This is a genomic window from Streptomyces sp. NPDC001920 (assembly GCF_053594495.1).
On sequence record NZ_JBSFEP010000002.1, the window covers coordinates 258755 to 279675 of the forward strand.

The window sequence follows — 20921 nt, forward strand, 5'->3', positions numbered from 1 at the left end:
TGCGCGTCCCCATGGAGATCACCAACATGAGCAAGCGGAACAGCCAGGCGGCGAAGACGGCGGCCCGGGAGCGGCTGCGCGCCGAGCGCGAGCGCGAGGCGAAGCGCGCGAAGGTCAGGCGGCAGGTCATCGTCGCCCTGTCGGTCGTCGGCGTGCTGGCGGCCGCGGGCGGCGTCGGCTACGCCATCGTCCAGGCCAACAAGCCCAGCCACTGGGAGGCGCTGACGGACGCCAAGGTCGTCGCGCCGGCCAACACCTCGGGCACGAACGGCACGACCGTCGTCATCGGCAAGGACAGCGCCAAGAAGACCCTCAAGCTCTACGAGGACCCGCGCTGCCCGGTCTGCGCCTCCTTCGAGCAGGCCGCCGGCGCCACGGTCGACAAGGACGTCGAGGAGGGCAAGTACAAGCTCCAGTTCGTCGGCGGTACGTTCCTCGACGGCGACGAGATGAAGGACGGCGAGATCGGCGCCAACGGCGAGGGCTCCAAGAACGCGATGAGCGCCCTGGGCGCCGCGCTGAACGTGAGCCCGGAGGCGTTCCTCGACTACAAGACGGCGCTGTACTCGGCGAAGTACCACCCGGCGGAGTCGGAGGACAAGTTCAAGGACGACGACTACCTGATCGAGATCGCGAACACCGTCCCCGCGCTGAAGAACAACACCAAGTTCGAGAACGCGGTGAAGAAGGGCACGTACGACGCCTGGGCGCTGCAGATGTCGAAGGCCTTCGACACCAACAAGGACGGTGTGACGGGCACCCCGAGCCTCGTCCTGGACGGCAAGCTGCTCAAGACGTCCAACCCCAACCAGCCGTGGACGGCGGCTGAGTTCACCAAGGCGGTGGACGCGGCCCTCAAGGGCTGAGCCGGCCTCCGGCCGCAAGCTGTGCCGGACTTCGGCAAAAGAGCGGGCGAACTTTCGCCGGTTCGCCCGCTCTTGTTCATACCGCTCAGTAACCTGATCGGCTGTGACCAGTCGATACAGATCACCTGAGCAGCTCGACTCCCTTGCCCCTCGCCGCCGTACGGTCGTCAAGGCCGCGGCGGCGACGGCTGTCCTGGCCGGCCCGCTCGCGGCCGCGCTGCCCGCCCGTGCCGCCGACGCGGCACCGGCCTTCCTGCACGGCGTCGCCTCCGGCGATCCGCTGCCCGACGGCATCCTGCTGTGGACCCGGGTGACACCGGCACCCGAGGCGACCCCCGGCTCCGGGCTCGGCCCGGACACCGAGGTCAGCTGGATCGTCGCCCGCGACAAGGCGTTGACGATCATCGTCGCCAAGGGCTCGACCACCGCGACCGCCACCTCCGACCACACCGTCAAGGCCGACATACGCGGCCTGGAGCCGGCCACCGACTACTGGTTCCGCTTCTCGGCCGGCGGCATCGACTCCCCGGTGGCGCGCACCCGCACCGCGCCGGCGGCGAACGCCTCCCTCGCGGGCCTCCGCTTCGGTGTGGTCTCGTGCGCCAACTGGGAGGGCGGCTACTTCTCCGCGTACCGCCATCTCGCCGCCCGCGGCGACCTCGACGCCTGGCTGCACCTGGGCGACTACATCTACGAGTACGGCACAGGCGAGTACGGTACGCGCGGCAAGGTCGTACGGCAGCACACGCCCACCCACGAGATCCTCACCCTCGCCGACTACCGCGCCCGCCACGGCACGTACAAGACGGACCCGGACCTGCAGGCCCTGCACACGACGGCCCCCGTCATCGCGATCTGGGACGACCACGAGATAGCCAACGACGCCTGGTCGCAGGGCGCCGAGAACCACACCGAGGGCGCGGAGGGCGTCTGGGCAGCGCGCCAGGCCGCCGCCAAGCAGGCCTACTTCGAGTGGATGCCGGTGCGCCCGGCGATCGCCGGCACCACCTACCGCCGGCTGCGCTTCGGCAAGCTCGCCGACCTCTCACTGCTGGATCTGCGATCCTTCCGCTCCCAGCAGGTCAAGGTGGGTGACGGCGAGGTCGACGACCCCGAGCGCACGCTCACCGGCCGGGCCCAACTGGACTGGCTGAAGGCGGGGTTGCAGTCGTCCGACACCACCTGGCGGCTGGTGGGCAACTCCGTGATGATCTCGCCGTTCGCCATCGGGTCGCTCTCCGCGGAGCTGCTCAAGCCGCTCGCCAAGCTGCTGGGCCTGCCTCAGGAGGGCCTCGCCCTCAACGCCGACCAGTGGGACGGCTACACGGACGACCGCCGCGAGCTGCTGGCCCACCTGCGCTCGAACGCGATCCGCAACACCGTGTTCCTGACCGGCGACATCCACATGGCGTGGGCCAACGACGTGCCGGTGAACGCCGGCACGTACCCGCTGTCCGCCTCCGCCGCCACGGAGTTCGTCGTCACGTCGGTCACCTCCGACAACCTCGACGACATCGTCAAGGTCCCCGAGGGCACGGTCTCCGCGGTGGCCGCGCCGGTCATCAGGGCGGCCAACCGGCACGTCCACTGGGTCGACACCGACCGCCACGGCTACGGCGTCCTGGACATCACGGCCGAGCGCGCCCAGATGGACTACTACGTGCTCTCCGACCGCACGAAGGCGGACGCGACCTCGAAGTGGGTCCGTTCGTACCGCACCCGCAGTGGCACGCAGAAGGTCGAGCGGACCTACGACCCCGTGTAAGAGCTGCGCCCCAGCGTCGATTTTCGGCCAAAGCTGGCCCGATCGCCAACCGTGAACCGGAGATCACATCGCTACGGCGGGTGGTGTGAGCGACGTCCGAATTCGGACACACCACCCGCCCGGACGGCGGAACCTGTTACGCCGAGATCTCGCACTCCAAACGGTTGATCATTCACTTACCCCAATCACCCCTGTTTGCCGGGTAATTGATTGGGCTTGATCGATTCTCTTCGGACATGGGCATGTCCACGTAATGTCCGGGCGGCGGCCAGGAAGACCCCTGTCCGCTCTCCCCAACGCATCAGCCAGGAGTCAGCATGCGTGCACTTGCCCGGATATCACCCCGAACACGCAGACGTGTTCTCGCCACGGCCGCGATGGCCGGAACCCTTGTGCTCACTCCGCTCTCGGCCCCCACCACACTCGCGGCGGCCAAGGCTCCGGCCACCGACTGCGTCGAGGAGGCCGGCAACTCCGCGGCCCGCGAGGCCCACCCCGGACACGGCGGCGAGTCCGTCGCCGAACCCAACGAGATCAGCGCCGCCAAGGCCCAGGCGATGGACGCCGATCTGCGCAAGAAGCTCGACAAGCTCCCCGCCACCGGCAGCCGCAGTCTCGCCGCGGCCGCCTCGACCACCATCCCGGTCTACTTCCACGTCATCCACGACGGCGACACCGGCCGGCTCAGCTCCACCGACATCGACGCCCAGATGAGCGTCCTGAACTCCGCCTTCGGCGGCCAGGGCACCGGCAACACCGACTCCGGCTACCGGTTCACCCTGGCCGGCACCGACTACACCGACAACGCGGCCTGGTACAACGTCGGTTACGGCTCGCCGGAGGAGAAGGCGATGAAGTCCGCCCTGCGCGAGGGCGGCGCGAGCGCGCTCAACATCTACACCGCCAACCTCGGCGACGACCTCCTCGGCTGGGCCACCTTCCCCAGCTCGTACAAGTCCAGCCCGTCCATGGACGGCGTGATGCTTCTCGACGCCTCGCTGCCGGGCGGCTCGGCCGCCCACTACAACGAGGGCGACACGGCCACCCACGAGGTCGGCCACTGGATGGGCCTGTACCACACCTTCCAGGGCGGCTGTAACGGCAACGGCGACTACGTCGACGACACCCCGGCCGAGAAGAGTGCCGCCTACCAGTGCCCCGAGGGACAGGACAGCTGCACCCGCAAGGCGGGCGTGGACCCGATCCACAACTTCATGGACTACACCTACGACTCCTGCATGTACCAGTTCAGCGCGGGCCAGGTGACGCGCATGCAGCAGAACTGGGCCGCGTACCGGGCCGCCGGCTGAGGCTAGAGGGCCTGAAGGAAACCGAGCGCCACCCGCCAGGTGGCCTCGGCTGCCTCCTCGTCGTAGTCGGGCAGGTCGGGGTCGGTGTAGAGGTGGCCGGCCCCGGCGTACCGGTACACCTCCACGTCGGCGCCCGCTCTGCCCATCTGGAGGTACCAGGCGCTGAGCCAGTCGTCCGTCTCGAACGGGTCGGGCTCGGCGACGTGCAGCTGTACCGGCAGATCGTCCACCGAGGCGTTCGGCGCGATGTCCGACGTGCCGTGCAGGAGCAGCAGGCCGCGCGCCTTCTCGTCGCCGAGTGCGAGGGTCTGGGCGATGGAGGCACCGAGCGAGAACCCGGCGTACACCAGTCCTCGCTCGGAGTAGGGCGCGGCGGCGAGCACGGCCCGCTTGAGCAGCTCGTCCTTGCCGATCCCCTCGCTGAACTCCATGCCGTCCTCGACCGTCTCGAACGTGCGCCCCTCGAAGAGGTCCGGCGTCCACACCTCGTGTCCGGCGCCGCGCAGCCGGTCCGCGGCCTGGCGCACCGCGGGCCTGAGGCCATAGGTCGAGTGAAAGAGCATGATGTTCATGAAGCCATGGTGCCAGCCGGGTACGACAGCACCGTGACCACCGCCTCACCCACTCACATGTTCATGACCCCCCTTGGCTGGTTACGTTCGTTGGCATGGAGAACATACTCCGCCCGCTGATCGTGATCGGCGGCTCGGTTCTGCTCACCCTGATCATCGGGTGGGCCACCGACCGCCTGTTGCGCAAGGCCGACGACCGGCACAGTGAGACCCCGCTGTGGGGTCTGCTGCGCCGCGCCCGCATCCCCTACCAGCTCGTTCTGTGCACGGCCCTGCTCAGAGGGTCGTACCACGAGGCCGACCTGCTCCCCCAGCACCGGGTCGCCGTCGGCCGGGTGCTGACCCTGGTACTGATCGGGGCGGCGGCCTGGCTGGCGATCCGGATAGCGGCGGCCATCGTGGAGACCTCGTACAGCCGCTACGCCCGCGTCCACCGCGACGCGGCCCGTGTGCGGCGGGTGCGCACCCAGGTGACCCTGATCATGCGTGTGGTGTCGGCGGTCGTCGGCGTGGTGGCGGTGGCGGCGATGCTGCTGACGTTCCCCGCCTTCCGCGCGGCCGGTGCCTCGCTGCTGGCCTCGGCCGGCATCCTCGGCATCGTCGCCGGTGTCGCGGCCCAGTCCACCCTGAGCAACATGTTCGCCGGGTTCCAGATCGCCTTCGGTGACATGGTGCGCCTGGGGGACACGGTCGTGGTGGACGGCGAGTGGGGCACGGTCGAGGAGATCACCCTGACGTTCCTGACGGTGCGGACGTGGGACGAGCGCCGGATCACCATGCCGGTGTCGTACTTCACCGCGAAGGCGTTCGAGAACTGGTCCCGCGGCGGCGCCCAGATGACCGGCACCGTCTTCCTGCACGTCGACCACTCGGCACCGATGGAGAAGATGCGCGACAAGCTCCGCGACGTCCTGCGCACGTGCCCGGCCTGGGACGGGCGGGACTACGGCCTGGTCGTCACCGACTCGACCCCGAGCACCATGGAGGTGCGGGCCCTGGTGACGGCGAAGGACGCGGACGACCTGTGGACGGTCCGGGTCACGGTGCGCGAGGAACTGATCCGCTGGCTGGCCGACGAGCACCCGTACGCACTGCCGCGCGTCAACGCGGCGGACGCGGCCCTGCCGCCCGGCTTCCCCACCCCCGCTCGGATACCGGCCCGCCGCGCCTTCCAGCACGACCACCAGCCGGCGGCGCGTCCGGAGCGACCCTGACCTTCGGCGCGGCTGCTCCTCAGTGGCCGCGCTCGGCGCCCCCGTTGACCTGGATGACCTGCGAGGTGATGTGCCCGGCGGCGTGGGACGCCAGCCAGTGCAGGGTCGCGGCCACGTCACCCGGCGTACCGGCCCGCCCGGTCGAGGTCTCCGCGACGAGCCGGGCGCGCCGCTCGTCGTCCATGCCGTCGCCGAAGAACTCGGTGTCCTCGACGAAGCCGGGCGCCACCACGTTCACGGTGATGCCGCGCGGCCCCAACTGCCGGGCCAGATCGTGGGCGTACGGATGCAGCGCCGCCTTGGACGCCGCGTACGCCCCGCTGCCGGAGCCCCGGAACGCGGCGATGGAGCTGAGGAACAGCACCCGCCCTCCGGGGTCGGCGAGCCGGTCCTTGAGCGCCTCGGTGAGCAGGGCCGCCGTCAGGGTGTTGAGGCCGAAGTTGAGGGTCCAGTTGTGCAGGACGACGTCGAGGGGCTCGTCGCTGTCCACCTTGGGCTCCAGGTATCCGGAGCCGCCCGCGCTGTGGATCAGCACGTCCACGGTGCCGAACTCCGACGCCACGAACCGCTCCACGCCCCGCACACCGCGAGGCTTGCTCAGGTCCGCCGCGTAGGTGAGCGCGCCCGGCACACCGGCCTGCTCCAGCACCTCGGCGCGCCGCCCGAGCAGCAGCACCTGATCCCCGTCCGCCGCGAACAGCTGTGCCGCCGCGAGCCCGATTCCCGTACCCCCACCACTGATCACCACATTGCGAGCCATGATCAGAGCCTACGAAGGGACCGTCCGCGAAAGCCACCTCACCGCAGACTGCGCACGTCCAAATGCCGCAGCACCCGGTCCACCACCTCCGGATCGGCCCCCGGCTCACTGCGCGCCGCCACGATCTCGTGCCGCGCCGCGCTGAGCATCTCGCCCTGGATCCGCCGCACCCGCTTCAGCCGGCGCGCACGGTGCTGATGCGCCTCCTTGCGCTCCTCCTCGCCCAGCTCCGGGCTGATCCGCACCCCGATCTCGAACGCCCGTCGCAGCATCTGCTCGGACAGCTCCTCGGGCAGCTCCTCGACGGACTCGATCTCCCGCAGCCTGCGTTTCGCCGCCGTGGCCGCGCGCACCGCCAGCTGCTTCTCGAACTCCTTCTCCCGCTCGCTGTCGGCGCGCACCCCGAGCCGTTTCACCAGCCATGGCAGGGTCAGTCCCTGCGCCACCAGCGTCGCCATGATCACCCCGAACGCGATGAACACGATCTCGTCCCTGTCGGGGAAGGGGGCCCCCGAGTCCGTCTTCAGCGGAATGGCCAGTGCCAGGGCCACCGAGGCGACACCGCGCATCCCCGCCCACCACATCACGACCGTCTCGCGCCAGCTCATCGGGATCTCCTCGTAGTCCCGCTTGGCGTGCATCCGTTTGGCGAGCCAGGTGGCCGGCAGCAGCCACAGCAGCCTGACCAGGACGACGACCACGGCCACCGCCACCGCCCAGGTGAGCATCTCGCCCCACCGCCCGGACGCCGTCCGCACCGCGTTGTGCAGTTCGAGCCCGATCAGGCCGAACGCGACGCCGGTGACGAGCGTGTCGACGATGTCCCAGAAGGTGTGCCCGGCGAGCCGGGTCATCACGTCGTCGGGATCGGTGCCGTACTCGGCGAGGAACAGGGCCGTGACCAGCACGGCGAGGACACCGGAGCCGTGGAGTTCCTCGGCCATCACGTAGGAGGCGTACGGCACCAGCAGCGTGAGCCCGATCTGGAGCGTGGCGTCCCCCAGCAGGTCCATCAGCTTGTTGGCGCCCCATCCCAGAGCGAGCCCGACGGCCAGCGCCACCACGGCGGACAGCACCAGGTCGAGTCCGGCCTGCCACGGCGAGAAGGTGCCGCTCACGGCGGCGGCGATCGCCACGTGGTACAGCACGATGGCCGTCACGTCGTTGAAGAGGCCCTCGCCCTCCAGGATGGACACCATGCGCCGCGGCAGACCGAGTTGCCCGGCGACGGCGGTGGCCGCGACCGGGTCGGGCGGCGCGACGAGCGCGCCCAGGGCGAACGCGGCGGCCAGCGGTAGCCCGGGCACGATCGCGTGGGCCACGGCGGCCACGCACATCATCGTGACGAAGACCAGCGCCACGGCCAGCAGGAGGATGGGCCGCACGTTGGCCGCGAACTGCCGCCAGGAGGTTCGACGGACGGCGGCGTACAACAGCGGAGGCAACAGCAGCGGAAGGATCAGATCGGGTGGGACCTCGACGTTCGGCACGAACTCCAGCAACGCGAGGACGATCCCGAGCAGCGTCATCAGCACCGGCGCCGGCAGCCCGAAGCGGTCCCCCACCGGGACACTCACCAGGGCCCCGAGCAACAGCACGAACAACAGGGCCAACTGATCCACGGTCACCGCTCCGGGAAGGTCGACGTTCACACGACAGGTCCCCAGCCTGCCACGCCGCAATCCTCACCAGCGCTTATGAGCCCGGTTACAGAGTGCGCCGCATCGCCCGGTGCGGCATCCCGGCGTCCGGGAACTCCGGCCCGTACGCCACGTACCCCAGCCGCTCGTAGAACCCCAGCGCCTGCGTCTGCGCGTGCAGATCCACGGCTGCGAGCCCACGCGCGCGTGCCGCCTCCTCGATGGCCCGCACCAGGGCCGCCCCCACGCCGAGCCCGCGGGCCGCCCGGGTCACGGCGAGCCGCCCGAGCGAGCCCACCGCCGGATCGCCGTCGGTCTTCGCCGCGGCCGCCTCCCCGTGCAGCAGCCGTCCGGCCCCCAGCGGTACGCCGTCCTCACCGATCGCCAGGACATGCACGGCGTCGGCGTCGTGGGCGTCGTACTCGATCTCCTGCGGGACGCCCTGTTCGACGACGAAGACCTCCTTGCGCACCGCGAAGCAAGCCTCGCGGTCGGCGGGGTCCTCGGCGACCCGCACGGCGTACGAGGGGCCGGGCGGGACGCTCATGCCCAGGTCTCCTCGCGGACCTGGTCCAAGGCCTTCTGCAGGTCGGCCGGGTAGTCGCTCGCGAACTCCACCCACTGGCCGTCCCCGGGGTGCTCGAAGCCGAGCCGCACAGCGTGCAGCCACTGGCGGTTCAGCCGCAGCCGCTTGGCGAGGGTCGGGTCGGCGCCGTAGGTCAGGTCGCCGACGCAGGGGTGCCGGTGGGCGGCCATGTGGACACGGATCTGGTGGGTGCGGCCCGTCTCCAGCTTCACGTCGAGCAGCGAGGCCGCGCGGAACGCCTCGATCAGGTCGTAGTGCGTGATCGACGGCTTGCCGTCGGCGGTGACGGCCCACTTGTAGTCGTGGTTGGGGTGGCGGCCGATGGGCGCGTCGATGGTGCCGCTGGTCGGGTCGGGGTGGCCCTGGACGAGCGTGTGGTACCGCTTGTCGACCGTGCGCTCCTTGAACTGGCGCTTGAGCGAGGTGTACGCGTACTCGGACTTGGCGACGACCATCAGCCCGGAGGTACCCACGTCGAGCCGGTGCACGATGCCCTGGCGTTCGGCCGCGCCGGACGTCGAGATCCGGTACCCGGCCGCGGCGAGACCGCCGATGACCGTGGGCCCGGTCCAGCCCGGCGACGGATGGGCGGCGACCCCGACCGGCTTGACGATCACGACCACGTCATCGTCGTCGTGCACGATCTCCATGCCCTCGACCGGCTCGGCGACGACCTGCACGGGCGCGGGCGCCTGCGGCATCTCCACCTCCAGCCAGGCGCCGCCGTGCACCCGCTCGGACTTCCCGACCACCGAGCCGTCGACCGTGACCTTCCCCGCCGCGGCGAGTTCGGCGGCCTTGGTACGGGAGAAGCCGAACATGCGGGAGATGGCGGCGTCGACGCGCTCGCCCTCCAGGCCGTCGGGCACGGGCAGGGTACGGATCTCGGGAATCGTGCTCACCCGTCGAGTATGCCGGACGGGTGAGACAGTCCCGTACGGAGTCCGTGGACAACCCCTGACAGGCACCGCGCGGGCACCTCGCGGGCCTCAGTCCTTGTGGACGGTCCCGTCGGGGTCCAGACCCTTGAACGACAGCAGCACGATCAGGATGCCGCCGCACACGATGGCCGAGTCGGCGAGGTTGAACACCGCGAAGTGCTTGGGCGCGATGAAGTCCACGACCGCGCCCTCGAAGACGCCCGGCGAGCGGAAGATCCGGTCGGTGAGGTTGCCGAGCGCACCGCCGAGCAGCAGGCCGAGCGCGATCGCCCAGGGCAGGCTGTACAGCTTGCGGGCGAGCCGGGCGATCACCACGATCACGGCGGCGGCGATCACCGTGAAGATCACGGTGAAGGCCTCACCGAAGCCGAAGGCCGCGCCCGCGTTGCGGATCGCCTCGAACTTCAGCCAGTCCCCGATGATCTCGATCGGCGGCTGGTGCTCCAGCTTCTCGACCACGATGATCTTGCTGACCAGGTCGAGGAGGTACGCGAACGCCGCGACCCCGAACAGCACGGCGACGCGACGCCTGCCGCGGGGCCGCTCGGCAGTGGCGGCCGACTCGTCCGCGCCGGACGACTCGCCCGACGCCGCGCTCCCGACGCCGTCGGCGTCCTTCGCGTGCTCGTCGGACCGCTCCGACCCGGCTCCCGCCGCCCCTGGGGTGTCCGGCGTACCGATGATGCGCTCCGCCTCTGCCACGTGAGTCCCTCAACCTAGGTACCTGACTGAGGACGAGAGTACGGCACGTCCCGGGGCGCCCGCGTACCGGTCAGTACCGTCGTTCCTGCTTCTGTTTGCACTCGACGCACAGGGTCGCGCGCGGGAAGGCCTGCATGCGCGCCTTGCCGATCGGGTTGCCGCAGTTCTCGCACAGGCCGTACGTGCCGGCGTCCAGCCGTTCCAGTGCCCGCTCGGTCTGGATGAGCATCTCGCGCGCGTTGGCGGCGAGCGCCAGCTCGTGCTCGCGCGTGATGTTCTTGGCGCCGGTGTCCGCCTGGTCGTCGCCGGCGCCGTCCCCGGAGTCCCTCATCAGACCGGCGAGGGACTGCTCGGACGCGGTGATCTCGTCGCGCAGCCGGGTCTCCTCCGCCTGCAGCTCGGCCCGCGCCTCCTCGACCTCCTCGGGGGTCCAGGGGTCCTCACCGGGGCGCACCGCGAGGTCGCCGGGCTCCGCCGCGGCGAGGCGTGCCTTGGGAACGGCGGTCTTCGCCGCCGTGGCCGTGCCAGGAGTCTTCTTCGCAACCACCGTCGTGGCTCCCGTCTGCTCCGCGGCCTGCGCCGCGCCCACCTTCTTGGCCCTGCTCTCGACGGCCCGCTCCCGGGCCGTCCGCTCCACACCCACACGCTTCTCGGCCGCGCTCTTCCTGCCCGCGCGCCCCTTGGAGGCCCCCTTCGCGGAGGCGTCCTTCTTCACCCCGGCAGCCTTCGTGCCGACCGCAGCCTCTGCGGGAGCCTCCTGCCCTGCTGCACCGTCATCGACGGCGATCATCGCCGCCTTCTTCACCGCACCTTCCTCGGCCACAGCCTTCGCAGCCACGCTCTTCTTGCCCACGCCCGCCTCGGCCACGCTCTTCTCGGCCACGCTGTTCCTGCCCACGCCCGCCTCGGTGCTGCTCGTCCTGGCCGCGCTCGTCTTCGCCGTGCCCTTCCTCCCCGCGGCCTGCTCCCCCGCGGCCCTCCTCGCCGCAGGCCCCTGAGCCGCCGTCCCCTTGTCTGCCGTCGCCCCGGCAGCCGTCCCCTTCCGCGCGGCCTTCCTGCCCCGGGCAGCCACCCCGACCGACCGCCCCCCGGCCGCCCTCTTCGAAGGCGCGCCCTCGGCGGCAGCCACCCCGCTCGACACGGCCTTCCCAGCCGTGCCCTTCTGCCCCTTCCCCTCCTCGCCCACACCTTCCTCTGCCGCACCCACCTCGACCGCACCCGCCTCGGCAGCGGTCCCGGACACGCCCGCCTTCCCCCTGCCACGCTTGAGGGCAGCAGCCTTCACCGCCGCGGTCCTCGTGGCTCCGCCCCTCTGCACAGCCGCCTCGGAGGCCGCCTTCCTGGCGGCCGCGGCCTTCTTCCGCTCCGGCTTCCCCTTCGCCGCGGCCCCCTTCGCGCCCGTTCCCCGCGATCCAGCTTCCTTACCCTCAACAGCCGCGGCCGACTCCCCCGCCCCACCCCCGACGGCTCCCCGAACCGTCTTCACCGGCTTCCCGCCCCGCGCATCTGCGGAACCCGACCGCGCGCGCTTCTTCCCCACCACATCCTTGGCCGCACCGCCGGAGGCGTCCGCATGGGTGGACCGGCCCGACGCCGACTGCTGTACGGCGGTCTTCTTCGCCACCATGCCGCGGCCCCTTCACATATTGTGATCTTGCTCGCGAATCGTGCTGGGACGATAAATCGACTTGAGTCCCGCGGCAACGGGGCACACCGCCCGATTCGCCCGCCTCGCGCATGTCGCGCGGGGGACCTGCATGCGTTGTGCCCAGCTCCCCGCCGGGTATGCAGCCAAGTCGGACGTCCCAGAATCCGAACACACGTACCGCGCCATTAGGGTCATCTCGGTATGAACGCGGCACCGTCCCCCACGTGCCGGAAATCCGGTCGGCCGCTGTCGCCACGGCGCCGTACACTGGGCGAAGCGAAAAGCGTGGATGGGGACGAGTAGCGGCGTACGCAGCCCAGAGCGACCCGGGGACGGTGGAAGCCCGGGGGCGAGCGCGACGTGAAGATCACCCCGGAGCCGCCGGAGGAAAGCCCCGCGAGGCGAGTAGAACCGGCATCGCGACCCCAATGAGGGGGCTCACCGACGCACACCGTCGGCGGGCCAAGGAGGGTGGTACCGCGGGAGCGCGCCGAAACCGGCGTACGGAAAGACACGGCTCTCGTCCCTCCGGACGGAAGGCAGCAAGTCCGCCGGAGGAAGCCCGCTGATGACATCGCCGACGTACCGCCAGGTGCCCGCCCAGGTCGACCTGCCCGCACTGGAGCACGCCGTGCTCGACTTCTGGCGCGAGCAGAAGATCTTCGCCAAGAGCCTGGAGCAGTCCCAGGGCCGCCCCGAGTGGGTCTTCTACGAGGGCCCGCCCACCGCCAACGGCATGCCCGGCGCCCACCACATCGAGGCCCGCGTCTTCAAGGACGTCTTCCCCCGCTTCCGCACCATGCGCGGCTACCACGTGGCCCGCAAGGCCGGCTGGGACTGCCACGGCCTCCCGGTCGAGCTGGCGGTCGAGAAGGAGCTCGGCTTCAGCGGCAAGAAGGACATCGAGGACTACGGCATCGCGGCGTTCAACGCCAAGTGCCGCGAGTCCGTGCTCCGCCACACCGACGCCTTCTCCGACCTGACGACCCGCATGGGCTACTGGGTCGACCTCGACGACGCCTACGTCACGATGGAACCCGAGTACATCGAGTCCGTCTGGTGGTCGCTCAAGGAGATCTTCAACAAGGGCCTGCTGGTCCAGGACCACCGTGTCGCCCCCTGGTGCCCCCGCTGCGGCACCGGCCTGTCGGACCACGAGCTGGCGCAGGGCTACGAGACGGTCGTCGACCCGTCCGTGTACGTCCGTTTCCCGCTCACCTCCGGTCCGCTCGCCGGCGAGGCCGCGCTCCTGGTGTGGACGACCACGCCCTGGACCCTGGTCTCCAACACGGCCGTGGCCGCCCACCCCGAGGTGGATTACGTCGTCGCGACGAAGGGCCCGGAGGGTGCGGAGAAGCTCGTCGTCGCCGAGCCGCTTCTCGCCAAGGCCCTCGGCGAGGGCTGGGAGACCACCGGGCAGTCCTTCACCGGCGCCGAGATGGAGCGCTGGACCTACCAGCGCCCGTTCGAGCTGGTCGAGTTCCCGGAGCAGGCGCACTTCGTCGTCAACGCCGAGTACGTCACGACCGAGGACGGTACGGGCCTGGTCCACCAGTCCCCCGCCTTCGGTGAGGACGACCTCAAGGTCTGCCGGTCGTACGGCCTGCCGGTGGTGAACCCGGTCCGCCCGGACGGCACCTTCGAGGAGGACGTCCCGCTGGTCGGCGGCGTCTTCTTCAAGAAGGCCGACGAAAAGCTCACCGAGGACCTCCAGCAGCGCGGTCTGCTCTTCAAGCACATCCCGTACGAGCACAGCTACCCGCACTGCTGGCGCTGCCACACCGCGCTCCTCTACTACGCGCAGCCGTCCTGGTACATCCGTACGACCGCCGTCAAGGACCGTCTGCTCGAAGAGAACGAGAAGACCAACTGGTTCCCGGACACGGTCAAGCACGGCCGCTTCGGCGACTGGCTGAACAACAACATCGACTGGGCGCTGTCCCGCAACCGCTACTGGGGCACCCCGCTGCCGATCTGGCGCTGCGAGGACGACCACCTCACCTGCGTCGGCTCCCGCGCCGAGCTCACCGAGCTGACCGGCGCCGACCAGTCCGGCCTGGACCCGCACCGCCCGTACATCGACGACGTCACCTTCTCCTGCCAGAAGGACGGCTGCGGCAAGACGGCCACGCGCGTGCCGGAGGTCATCGACGCCTGGTACGACTCGGGTTCGATGCCGTTCGCGCAGTGGGGCTACCCGTACAAGAACAAGGAGCTCTTCGAGAGCCGCTACCCGGCGCAGTTCATCAGCGAGGCGATCGACCAGACCCGCGGCTGGTTCTACACGCTGATGGCGGTCGGCACGCTGGTCTTCGACAAGTCGTCGTACGAGAACGTCGTCTGCCTTGGCCACATCCTCGCCGAGGACGGCCGCAAGATGTCCAAGCACCTGGGCAACATCCTGCAGCCGATCCCGCTGATGGATCAGCACGGCGCGGACGCGGTCCGCTGGTTCATGGCGGCCGGCGGCTCCCCGTGGGCGGCCCGCCGGGTGGGCCACGGCACGATCCAGGAGGTCGTCCGCAAGACGCTCCTGACGTACTGGAACACGGTCGCCTTCCAGGCCCTGTACGCCCGTACGTCGAACTGGGCGCCGTCCGAGGCCGACCCGGCCCCCGCCGACCGCCCGGTCCTGGACCGCTGGCTGCTGTCCGAGCTGCACGCGCTGGTGGACCAGGTCACCCAGTCCCTCGAGGCCTACGACACCCAGCGCGCCGGCAAGCTGCTCTCGGCGTTCGTCGACGACCTCTCGAACTGGTACGTCCGCCGCTCGCGCCGCCGCTTCTGGCAGGGCGACAAGGCGGCGCTGCGCACCCTCCACGAGGTCGTCGAGACGATCACCAAGCTGATGGCCCCGCTGACCCCCTTCATCACCGAGCGGGTCTGGCAGGACCTGGTCGTGCCGGTGACCCCCGGTGCCCCCGAGTCGGTCCACCTCTCCGCCTGGCCGCAGGCCGACCTGTCGGCGATCGACCCGGAGCTGTCCCAGCAGATGGTCCTGGTCCGCCGCCTGGTCGAGCTGGGCCGTGCCACGCGCGCGGAGTCGGGCGTCAAGACCCGTCAGCCGCTGTCCCGTGCCCTGGTGGCGGCCGCCGGCTTCCCGGCCCTCGACCCCGAACTGCACACGCAGATCACCGAGGAGCTGAACGTCTCGTCGCTGGCGTCCCTCTCCGAGGTCGGCGGCAGCCTCGTCGACACCACGGCCAAGGCCAACTTCCGCGCGCTCGGCAAGCGGTTCGGCAAGCGCGTCCAGGACGTGGCGAAGGCCATCGCCGACACGGACGCCGCGGCGCTGTCCCTTGCCCTGCGCGAGGGCACGGCGTCGGTGGAGGTCGACGGCGAGACGGTCGCACTCGCTCCCGACGAGGTGATCATCACCGAGACCCCGCGCGAAGGGTGGTCGGTGGCGTCCGACTCCGGCGCCACGGTCGCCCTGGACCTGGAGATCACGGAGGAGCTGCGCCGTGCGGGCCTGGCCCGTGACGCGATCCGCCTGATCCAGGAGGCCCGCAAGAACAGCGGCCTCGACGTGGCCGACCGGATCGCCCTGCGCTGGACGGCGACGGACGAGGCGACGATCGCGGCGCTGAGCGAGCACTCCGGGCTCATCGCCGAGGAGGTCCTGGCAACGGACTTCGCCCAGGGTGAGGCGGACGACAGCTACGGCTCCCCGTTCGAGGACGAGGGCCTGACCCTGACGTTCCGCCTCCGCAAGGCGTAGCCAGGCTCGGACGTACGACCGAAGGCCCGGGAGCACCGAAAAATCTTGGTGCTCCCGGGCCTTCGGCGTTGCGTACGTCGGACACGGCGCCCATGGCCGAACAAACGCCGCAAACTCAGTGCACACACGTAACACAAGGGCGGGGCCCCGGATCACAATCCGGGGCCCCGCCCTGAACGCTGCCGACGCCTACGGCGTACTACCAACCGTCAGTTGTCGTCCTCGTCGATGAGGAACCCGCGCATCGGCGAGGGAGCCTGACCCATCGGCGACGGACCCTGCGGACGCACAGGCGCCATCGGCTGGGTCATCGCCGGCGACATCTGCTGCTGACCGCCGTAGGAGGGAGCAGCCGGAGACGGGGCGCCGCCCATCGTCTGGTTGCCGCCGTACGACGGGGCACTCGCACCGGCCGGAGCCATGGAAGGCGCCGGGGACGGCGGGAGGGATGCCGTGGCCGGGGTGCGCGGCGGGGCGAGCGAGTCGTCCGCCTGGGTCTCCAGCTGACGCAGCTGGGACTCCAGGTAGGACTTCAGCCGCGTGCGGTACTCGCGCTCGAAGCCGCGCAGGTCCTCGACCTTGCGCTCCAGCGTGGCGCGGGCGGACTCCAGGGAGCCCATCGCGACGCGGTGCTTCTCCTGCGCGTCCCGCTCCAGGGCGTCCGCCTTGGCACGGGCGTCACGCTCAAGACCCTCGGCACGCGAACGCGCCTCGCCGACGATCTTGTTGGCCTCGGAACGGGCCTCCGCGATCGCCTGGTCGGCGGTCTGCTGCGCCAGCGACAGAACGCGCGCGGCGCTGTCGCCGCCGGGGCCGCCCTGACCGGGACCGCCCATCGGGCCACCCATCGGACCGCCCATGGGGCCGCCCATCTGCTGCATGGGGGGCTGGCCCATCGGCCCCGGACCCTGGCCCATCGGACCGGGGCCCTGAGGGCCACCCTGACCGCCGGGGCCGGCGGGCAGCTGCGGGGCACCGCTCGGCAGCTGGGGCGGACCACCCATGGGGCCACCCATCTGCTGCTGCGGCGGGCCCGATATCCCGGCGGGGACGGGAGCCCCGGGACCGCGCATGCCCTGCTGAGGCATGCCGCCCTGCTGCTGGTCCTGCGGTCCGCCGGGACCCTCCGGCGGCTTGCGCATGTTCTGCTGGTTCTGGGCAGCAGCACGCGTGGCCGCGGCCAGTTTGGCGCGCAGGTCCTCGTTCTCGCGGAGCAGGCGGGTCAGTTCGGCTTCGACCTCGTCGAGGAAGGCATCGACCTCGTCCTCGTCATAGCCTTCTCGGAGGCGGACGGTCGTGAACTGCTTGTTCCGCACGTCCTCGGGGGTCAACGGCATCTCTTCACCTCAACGTAGTCGTCGGCAGTCGGCAAGACCGTATCTGTCACACCGCTCACATCGCGCTCCGTACGAGCGTGATCAGGATGTAGACGATGATCATCAGTACGAAGAAGGACAGGTCGAGCGCCACGCCCCCGAGACGCAGCGGCGGGATAACCCGCCGCAGAAGCTTCAACGGTGGATCAGTGACAGTGTAGGTGGCCTCCAGAACGACCACCATCGCCTTGCCGGGTTGCCATGAGCGGGCGAACTGGAAGACGTAGTCCATGACCAACCGGAAGATGAGCACGATGAGGAAGACCATCAGCGCGATGTAGAGAACCTGCAGGACCACGCTCATGACTGGTGCTTCCCTCTCCCCTGTTCGTGCGGTTCTTACCGGTGGTGCGTCTCAGCTCTGGTTGAAGAACCCGCCCTCTGCGATGCGGGCCTTGTCCTCCGCCGTGACATCGACGTTAGCAGGAGACAACAGGAACACCTTCTGGGTCACCCGCTCGATGCTCCCGTGAAGACCAAACACCAAACCGGCCGCAAAGTCGACAAGTCGCTTCGCGTCTGTGTCGTCCATCTCAGTCAGATTCATGATCACCGGGGTGCCCTCACGGAAGTGTTCCCCGATGGTACGGGCCTCGTTGTAGGTTCGCGGGTGAAGCGTGGTGATCCGGTAAGGCTCTCGTTCCGACACGACCTTGGGCATGATCACCGGTGCGTTCTTCTCCAGACTTGCGCGTTCTTGTGTGATGGATGCCACGGGCGCGATGCGCGCGGGGCGGCTGGATTCCGCGGCTAGCGAAGTCGATCGAGCGACCGGCTCACGCGGTGCGGGCGGCTGTACGATTCGCACCTCTTCGTCCCTTTGGGACTGATGTGCACTGTGCGACTGGTGCGACGGCTCGTGCCGTCGGTGTTCCCGCTCCGGCTCCGGGTCCAGTTCGGGCTCGAAGTCGTCATCGGGGTCGAACCCCCGGCCGTCGTACCCATCGTCCTCCACGAGGCCGAGGTAGACCGCCATCTTGCGCATCGCGCCGGCCATTCTCTGAGTCCTCCGCTCTGTGGTGGATCGACTGCCAAGTGCCCGCGATCCACGCGGTCGTTAGCCCGCCTTTCGGCGACATTGACCATATTTTCTGCTGTGGTCCGACTTCTTGGCGACGTTACCCGAGCCTGGGGCGGACTCCGAGTACCGCAGTGCCGACGCGCACATGTGTCGCACCGGCCGCCACGGCCTCTTCGAGATCCGCACTCATCCCAGCCGACACCATGTTCGCAGCCGGATGGATTCGGCGCAGGTCGGTCGACAAATCCACCAACCTCTCGAACGCCGCCTGTTGGCGCCCCGCGTACTCCCCGGTGAGCGGCGCGACGGTCATCAGCCCGTCGAGCCGGAGCCCCGGTGACCGGGCCACGAGATCGGCCAACTCCCCGATCCCGCCCGGCGCCACACCACCCCTCTCGCCCCGCGCGCTCTCTCCCGCGTCCAGGGCCACCTGGATCAGGCAGCCCACCTCGCGCTCCTGACGGACGGCCTCCTTCGACAGGGCCGTCACGAGCCTGGAACGGTCGACGGACTGCACGAGATCCGCGTAACCGACCACGGACCGCACCTTGTTGGTCTGCAGCTGACCGACAAAATGCCACGCAAGGGGCAGATCCGAACAAGCAGCGGCCTTCGGTGCCGCGTCCTGGTCGCGGTTCTCGGCGACGTGCCGTACGCCGAGCTCCGACAACATCCGCACATCGCTCGCGGGGTAGGTCTTGGTGACCACGATCAAAGTGACCTCTGCACGGTCACGTCCGGCCGCATCACAGGCCGCGGCGATGCGGTGCTCCACTTTCGCCAAGTTCGAGGCGAGTTCGCCCTTACGGTCGTTCATGTCCATTCAGTCCAGCCAGACGTAGCCCGCGAGTCGACCGGTGGTGCGGTCGCGGCGGTACGAGAAGTGGTCGCTCGACTCGCGCGTGCACACCGGTGACTGCTCCCGGTCGCCCACCCCGAGCCTCGCGAGCTGGGCGTGCACTCCGGCGGTCACATCCACCGCCGGCGTACCCCAACTCGTCTCGGCGTACGCCGACGGCTCGACGGCGGCCACTTCGGCGCGCATCGCCTCCGGCACCTCGTAGCAACGGCCGCACACGGCGGGTCCGGTGCGGGCGACGATCCGGGCGGGGTCGGCGCCCCGTTCCGTCATCGCGCGTAGCGTGGCCGGTACGACCCCGGCGACCATGCCGGGGCGGCCGGCGTGGGCCGCGGCGATGATCCCGGCGACCGGGTCGGCCAGCAGGACCGGCACACAGTCGGCGGTGAGGACCGCGAGAGCCAATCCCCGCTGTGCCGTGACCACGGCGTCGACCTCGGGCACCGGACGATCACTCCACGGCCCGTCGACCACGGCGACGCCCGTCCCGTGCACCTGGTTCATCCAGACCACCCGGGCCGGGTCGAGCCCGAGCGACTTGGCGGCGAGCTCGCGGTTGGTGATCACGGCGTCGGTGTCGTCACCGACCGCCCCACCGAGGTTGAGCTCCTCATACGGAGCGGCGCTCACCCCGCCCCACCGGTCGGTGAAGGCGAAGTGCGCGCCGCTCACGGTGTCGCGCTGTCCTATCACGTCAGAAGGATCACTTAAGGAAGTCCGGGACGTCCAGTTCCTCGGCCGCGCTGTCGGCGTAGGTCCGGGACGGCGGGACCGGCGGGGCGACCGGGATGTCGGCCACCGGGTCGGCCGGCGGCGCCGGCTCGGGGTCCTCCTTCGGCGTGACGCTGCCGAGCGAGCCGAAGGTCGGACGGCTCTCCGGCTGCCGTACCGGAGTCGGCTCCTCGCGGCGGGGCGCGGAGGAGGAACCGGAGGACGAGGTCGAGCCGAGGACGTTGTCCCGGCGGGCCGGCGGCTGGCCGCCGTCGAAGCCGGCCGCGATCACGGTGACCCGGACCTCGTCGCCGAGGGCGTCGTCGATCACCGCGCCGAAGATGATGTTGGCCTCGGGGTGGGCGGCCTCGCTGACCAGCTGGGCCGCCTCGTTGATCTCGAACAGGCCGAGGTCGGAGCCGCCGGAGATGGAGAGCAGGACACCGCGGGCGCCGTCGATGGACGCCTCCAGCAGCGGCGAGGAGATCGCCATCTCGGCGGCGGCCACGGCGCGGTCGTCGCCGCGGGCCGAGCCGATGCCCATCAGGGCCGAACCGGCCTCGGACATGACGGACTTCACGTCCGCGAAGTCGAGGTTGATCAGGCCCGGGGTGGTGATGAGGTCGGTGATGCCCTGGACACCGGAGAGCAGGACCTGGTCGGCCGACTTGAACGCGTCCAGCACCGAGACCTGGCGGTCCGAGATGGACAGCAGCCGGTCGTTCGGGATGACGATGAGGGTGTCGACCTCTTCGCGGAGCTCGGCGATGCCGTCCTCGGCCTGGTTGGCGCGGCGCCGTCCCTCGAAGGTGAACGGGCGCGTGACCACGCCGATGGTGAGGGCGCCCAGGGAGCGCGCGATGTTGGCCACGACGGGCGCCCCGCCGGTGCCGGTGCCGCCGCCTTCACCGGCTGTCACGAAGACCATGTCGGCCCCCTTGAGGACCTCCTCGATCTCCTCGCGGTGGTCCTCGGCGGCCTTGCGGCCGACGGCCGGGTTGGCTCCGGCGCCGAGTCCGCGGGTGAGTTCACGGCCGACGTCCAGCTTGACGTCGGCGTCGCTCATCAACAGAGCTTGCGCGTCGGTGTTGATGGCGATGAACTCGACGCCCTTGAGACCGACCTCGATCATCCGGTTGATGGCATTGACACCACCGCCGCCGACACCGATGACTTTGATGACTGCGAGGTAGTTCTGCGGTGCTGCCACGTCGAAGGCCTCTCGCCTC

19 protein-coding genes are annotated in these 20921 nt (G+C 70.1%); 6 read left to right on the forward strand and 13 right to left on the reverse strand.

The annotated features are described in order from the left end of the window. Positions 1-26: 26 nt before the first annotated feature. The 3 genes from ACWCPI_RS03745 (at position 27) to ACWCPI_RS03755 (ending at position 3941) form a co-directional block, all read left to right on the forward strand. Positions 27-866, forward strand: a complete 840-nt coding sequence (locus ACWCPI_RS03745; protein ID WP_451036816.1) for a thioredoxin domain-containing protein — start codon at positions 27-29, stop codon at positions 864-866. Positions 867-969: 103 nt separating this feature from the next. Then, a complete protein-coding gene (locus tag ACWCPI_RS03750) occupies positions 970-2631 on the forward strand; it encodes an alkaline phosphatase D family protein (protein WP_451036559.1) in 1662 nt (553 codons plus the stop codon). A 317-nt stretch (positions 2632-2948) separates the two neighbouring features. Further along, complete coding sequence (locus ACWCPI_RS03755) at positions 2949-3941, forward strand: zinc metalloprotease (protein ID WP_451036560.1); 993 nt, start codon at positions 2949-2951, stop codon at positions 3939-3941. 2 nt (positions 3942-3943) lie between these two features. Here ACWCPI_RS03755 and ACWCPI_RS03760 read toward each other — a convergent pair whose 3' ends face one another. After that, on the reverse strand, positions 3944-4513 hold the full coding sequence (locus tag ACWCPI_RS03760) for a dienelactone hydrolase family protein (protein ID WP_451036561.1): 570 nt from the start codon (positions 4511-4513) through the stop codon (positions 3944-3946). 95 nt (positions 4514-4608) lie between these two features. Here ACWCPI_RS03760 and ACWCPI_RS03765 point away from each other — a divergent pair, with 95 nt between their 5' ends. Further along, positions 4609-5727 carry a mechanosensitive ion channel family protein gene (locus ACWCPI_RS03765; RefSeq protein WP_451036562.1) on the forward strand — a complete coding sequence of 373 codons (1119 nt, stop codon included), beginning with the start codon at positions 4609-4611 and terminating at the stop codon, positions 5725-5727. A 19-nt stretch (positions 5728-5746) separates the two neighbouring features. Here ACWCPI_RS03765 and ACWCPI_RS03770 read toward each other — a convergent pair whose 3' ends face one another. The 6 genes from ACWCPI_RS03770 to ACWCPI_RS03795 all read right to left on the reverse strand — a co-directional run bounded on the left by ACWCPI_RS03770 (position 5747) and on the right by ACWCPI_RS03795 (position 11194). Continuing rightward, positions 5747-6487, reverse strand: coding sequence for an SDR family NAD(P)-dependent oxidoreductase (locus ACWCPI_RS03770; RefSeq protein ID WP_451036563.1), 741 nt, complete (start codon positions 6485-6487; stop codon positions 5747-5749). 38 nt (positions 6488-6525) lie between these two features. Beyond that, positions 6526-8109 carry a Na+/H+ antiporter gene (locus tag ACWCPI_RS03775; protein WP_451036817.1) on the reverse strand — a complete coding sequence of 528 codons (1584 nt, stop codon included), beginning with the start codon at positions 8107-8109 and terminating at the stop codon, positions 6526-6528. Between the two features lie 85 nt (positions 8110-8194). Then, the gene (locus ACWCPI_RS03780; RefSeq protein ID WP_451036564.1) at positions 8195-8674 is read right to left on the reverse strand and encodes a GNAT family N-acetyltransferase; all 480 of its coding nucleotides are present in this window, start codon (positions 8672-8674) and stop codon (positions 8195-8197) included. Further along, positions 8671-9615, reverse strand: coding sequence for an RluA family pseudouridine synthase (locus tag ACWCPI_RS03785; RefSeq protein WP_451036565.1), 945 nt, complete (start codon positions 9613-9615; stop codon positions 8671-8673). The genes ACWCPI_RS03780 and ACWCPI_RS03785 overlap by 4 nt, the downstream gene beginning before the upstream one ends. An 87-nt stretch (positions 9616-9702) precedes the next feature. Then, positions 9703-10356, reverse strand: coding sequence for a signal peptidase II (gene lspA / locus ACWCPI_RS03790; protein WP_451036566.1), 654 nt, complete (start codon positions 10354-10356; stop codon positions 9703-9705). A 70-nt stretch (positions 10357-10426) separates the two neighbouring features. Further along, positions 10427-11194, reverse strand: a complete 768-nt coding sequence (locus ACWCPI_RS03795; protein WP_451036567.1) for a TraR/DksA C4-type zinc finger protein — start codon at positions 11192-11194, stop codon at positions 10427-10429. Between the two features lie 7 nt (positions 11195-11201). On the opposite strand from ACWCPI_RS03795, the gene ACWCPI_RS03800 reads away from it, so the two are divergent. Further along, positions 11202-11354, forward strand: coding sequence for a hypothetical protein (locus ACWCPI_RS03800; RefSeq protein WP_451036568.1), 153 nt, complete (start codon positions 11202-11204; stop codon positions 11352-11354). Between the two features lie 1218 nt (positions 11355-12572). Continuing rightward, positions 12573-15725 (forward strand): isoleucine--tRNA ligase, encoded by a 3153-nt coding sequence (ileS, locus tag ACWCPI_RS03805; RefSeq protein WP_451036569.1) that lies wholly within the window; start codon positions 12573-12575, stop codon positions 15723-15725. Positions 15726-15934: 209 nt separating this feature from the next. Here ileS and ACWCPI_RS03810 read toward each other — a convergent pair whose 3' ends face one another. From ACWCPI_RS03810 to ftsZ, 6 genes are all read right to left on the reverse strand, one after another. Further along, positions 15935-17062 (reverse strand): DivIVA domain-containing protein, encoded by a 1128-nt coding sequence (locus ACWCPI_RS03810; RefSeq protein WP_196463441.1) that lies wholly within the window; start codon positions 17060-17062, stop codon positions 15935-15937. Positions 17063-17117: 55 nt separating this feature from the next. Continuing rightward, positions 17118-17405, reverse strand: coding sequence for a YggT family protein (locus ACWCPI_RS03815; protein ID WP_004001943.1), 288 nt, complete (start codon positions 17403-17405; stop codon positions 17118-17120). Positions 17406-17456: 51 nt separating this feature from the next. Continuing rightward, complete coding sequence (locus tag ACWCPI_RS03820) at positions 17457-18098, reverse strand: cell division protein SepF (protein WP_388797742.1); 642 nt, start codon at positions 18096-18098, stop codon at positions 17457-17459. A gap of 121 nt (positions 18099-18219) precedes the next feature. Beyond that, complete coding sequence (locus ACWCPI_RS03825) at positions 18220-18939, reverse strand: YggS family pyridoxal phosphate-dependent enzyme (protein ID WP_451036818.1); 720 nt, start codon at positions 18937-18939, stop codon at positions 18220-18222. 6 nt (positions 18940-18945) lie between these two features. Further along, complete coding sequence (pgeF, locus tag ACWCPI_RS03830) at positions 18946-19674, reverse strand: peptidoglycan editing factor PgeF (protein ID WP_451036570.1); 729 nt, start codon at positions 19672-19674, stop codon at positions 18946-18948. A gap of 10 nt (positions 19675-19684) precedes the next feature. Beyond that, complete coding sequence (ftsZ, locus tag ACWCPI_RS03835) at positions 19685-20902, reverse strand: cell division protein FtsZ (protein WP_451036571.1); 1218 nt, start codon at positions 20900-20902, stop codon at positions 19685-19687. Positions 20903-20921: the final 19 nt, after the last annotated feature.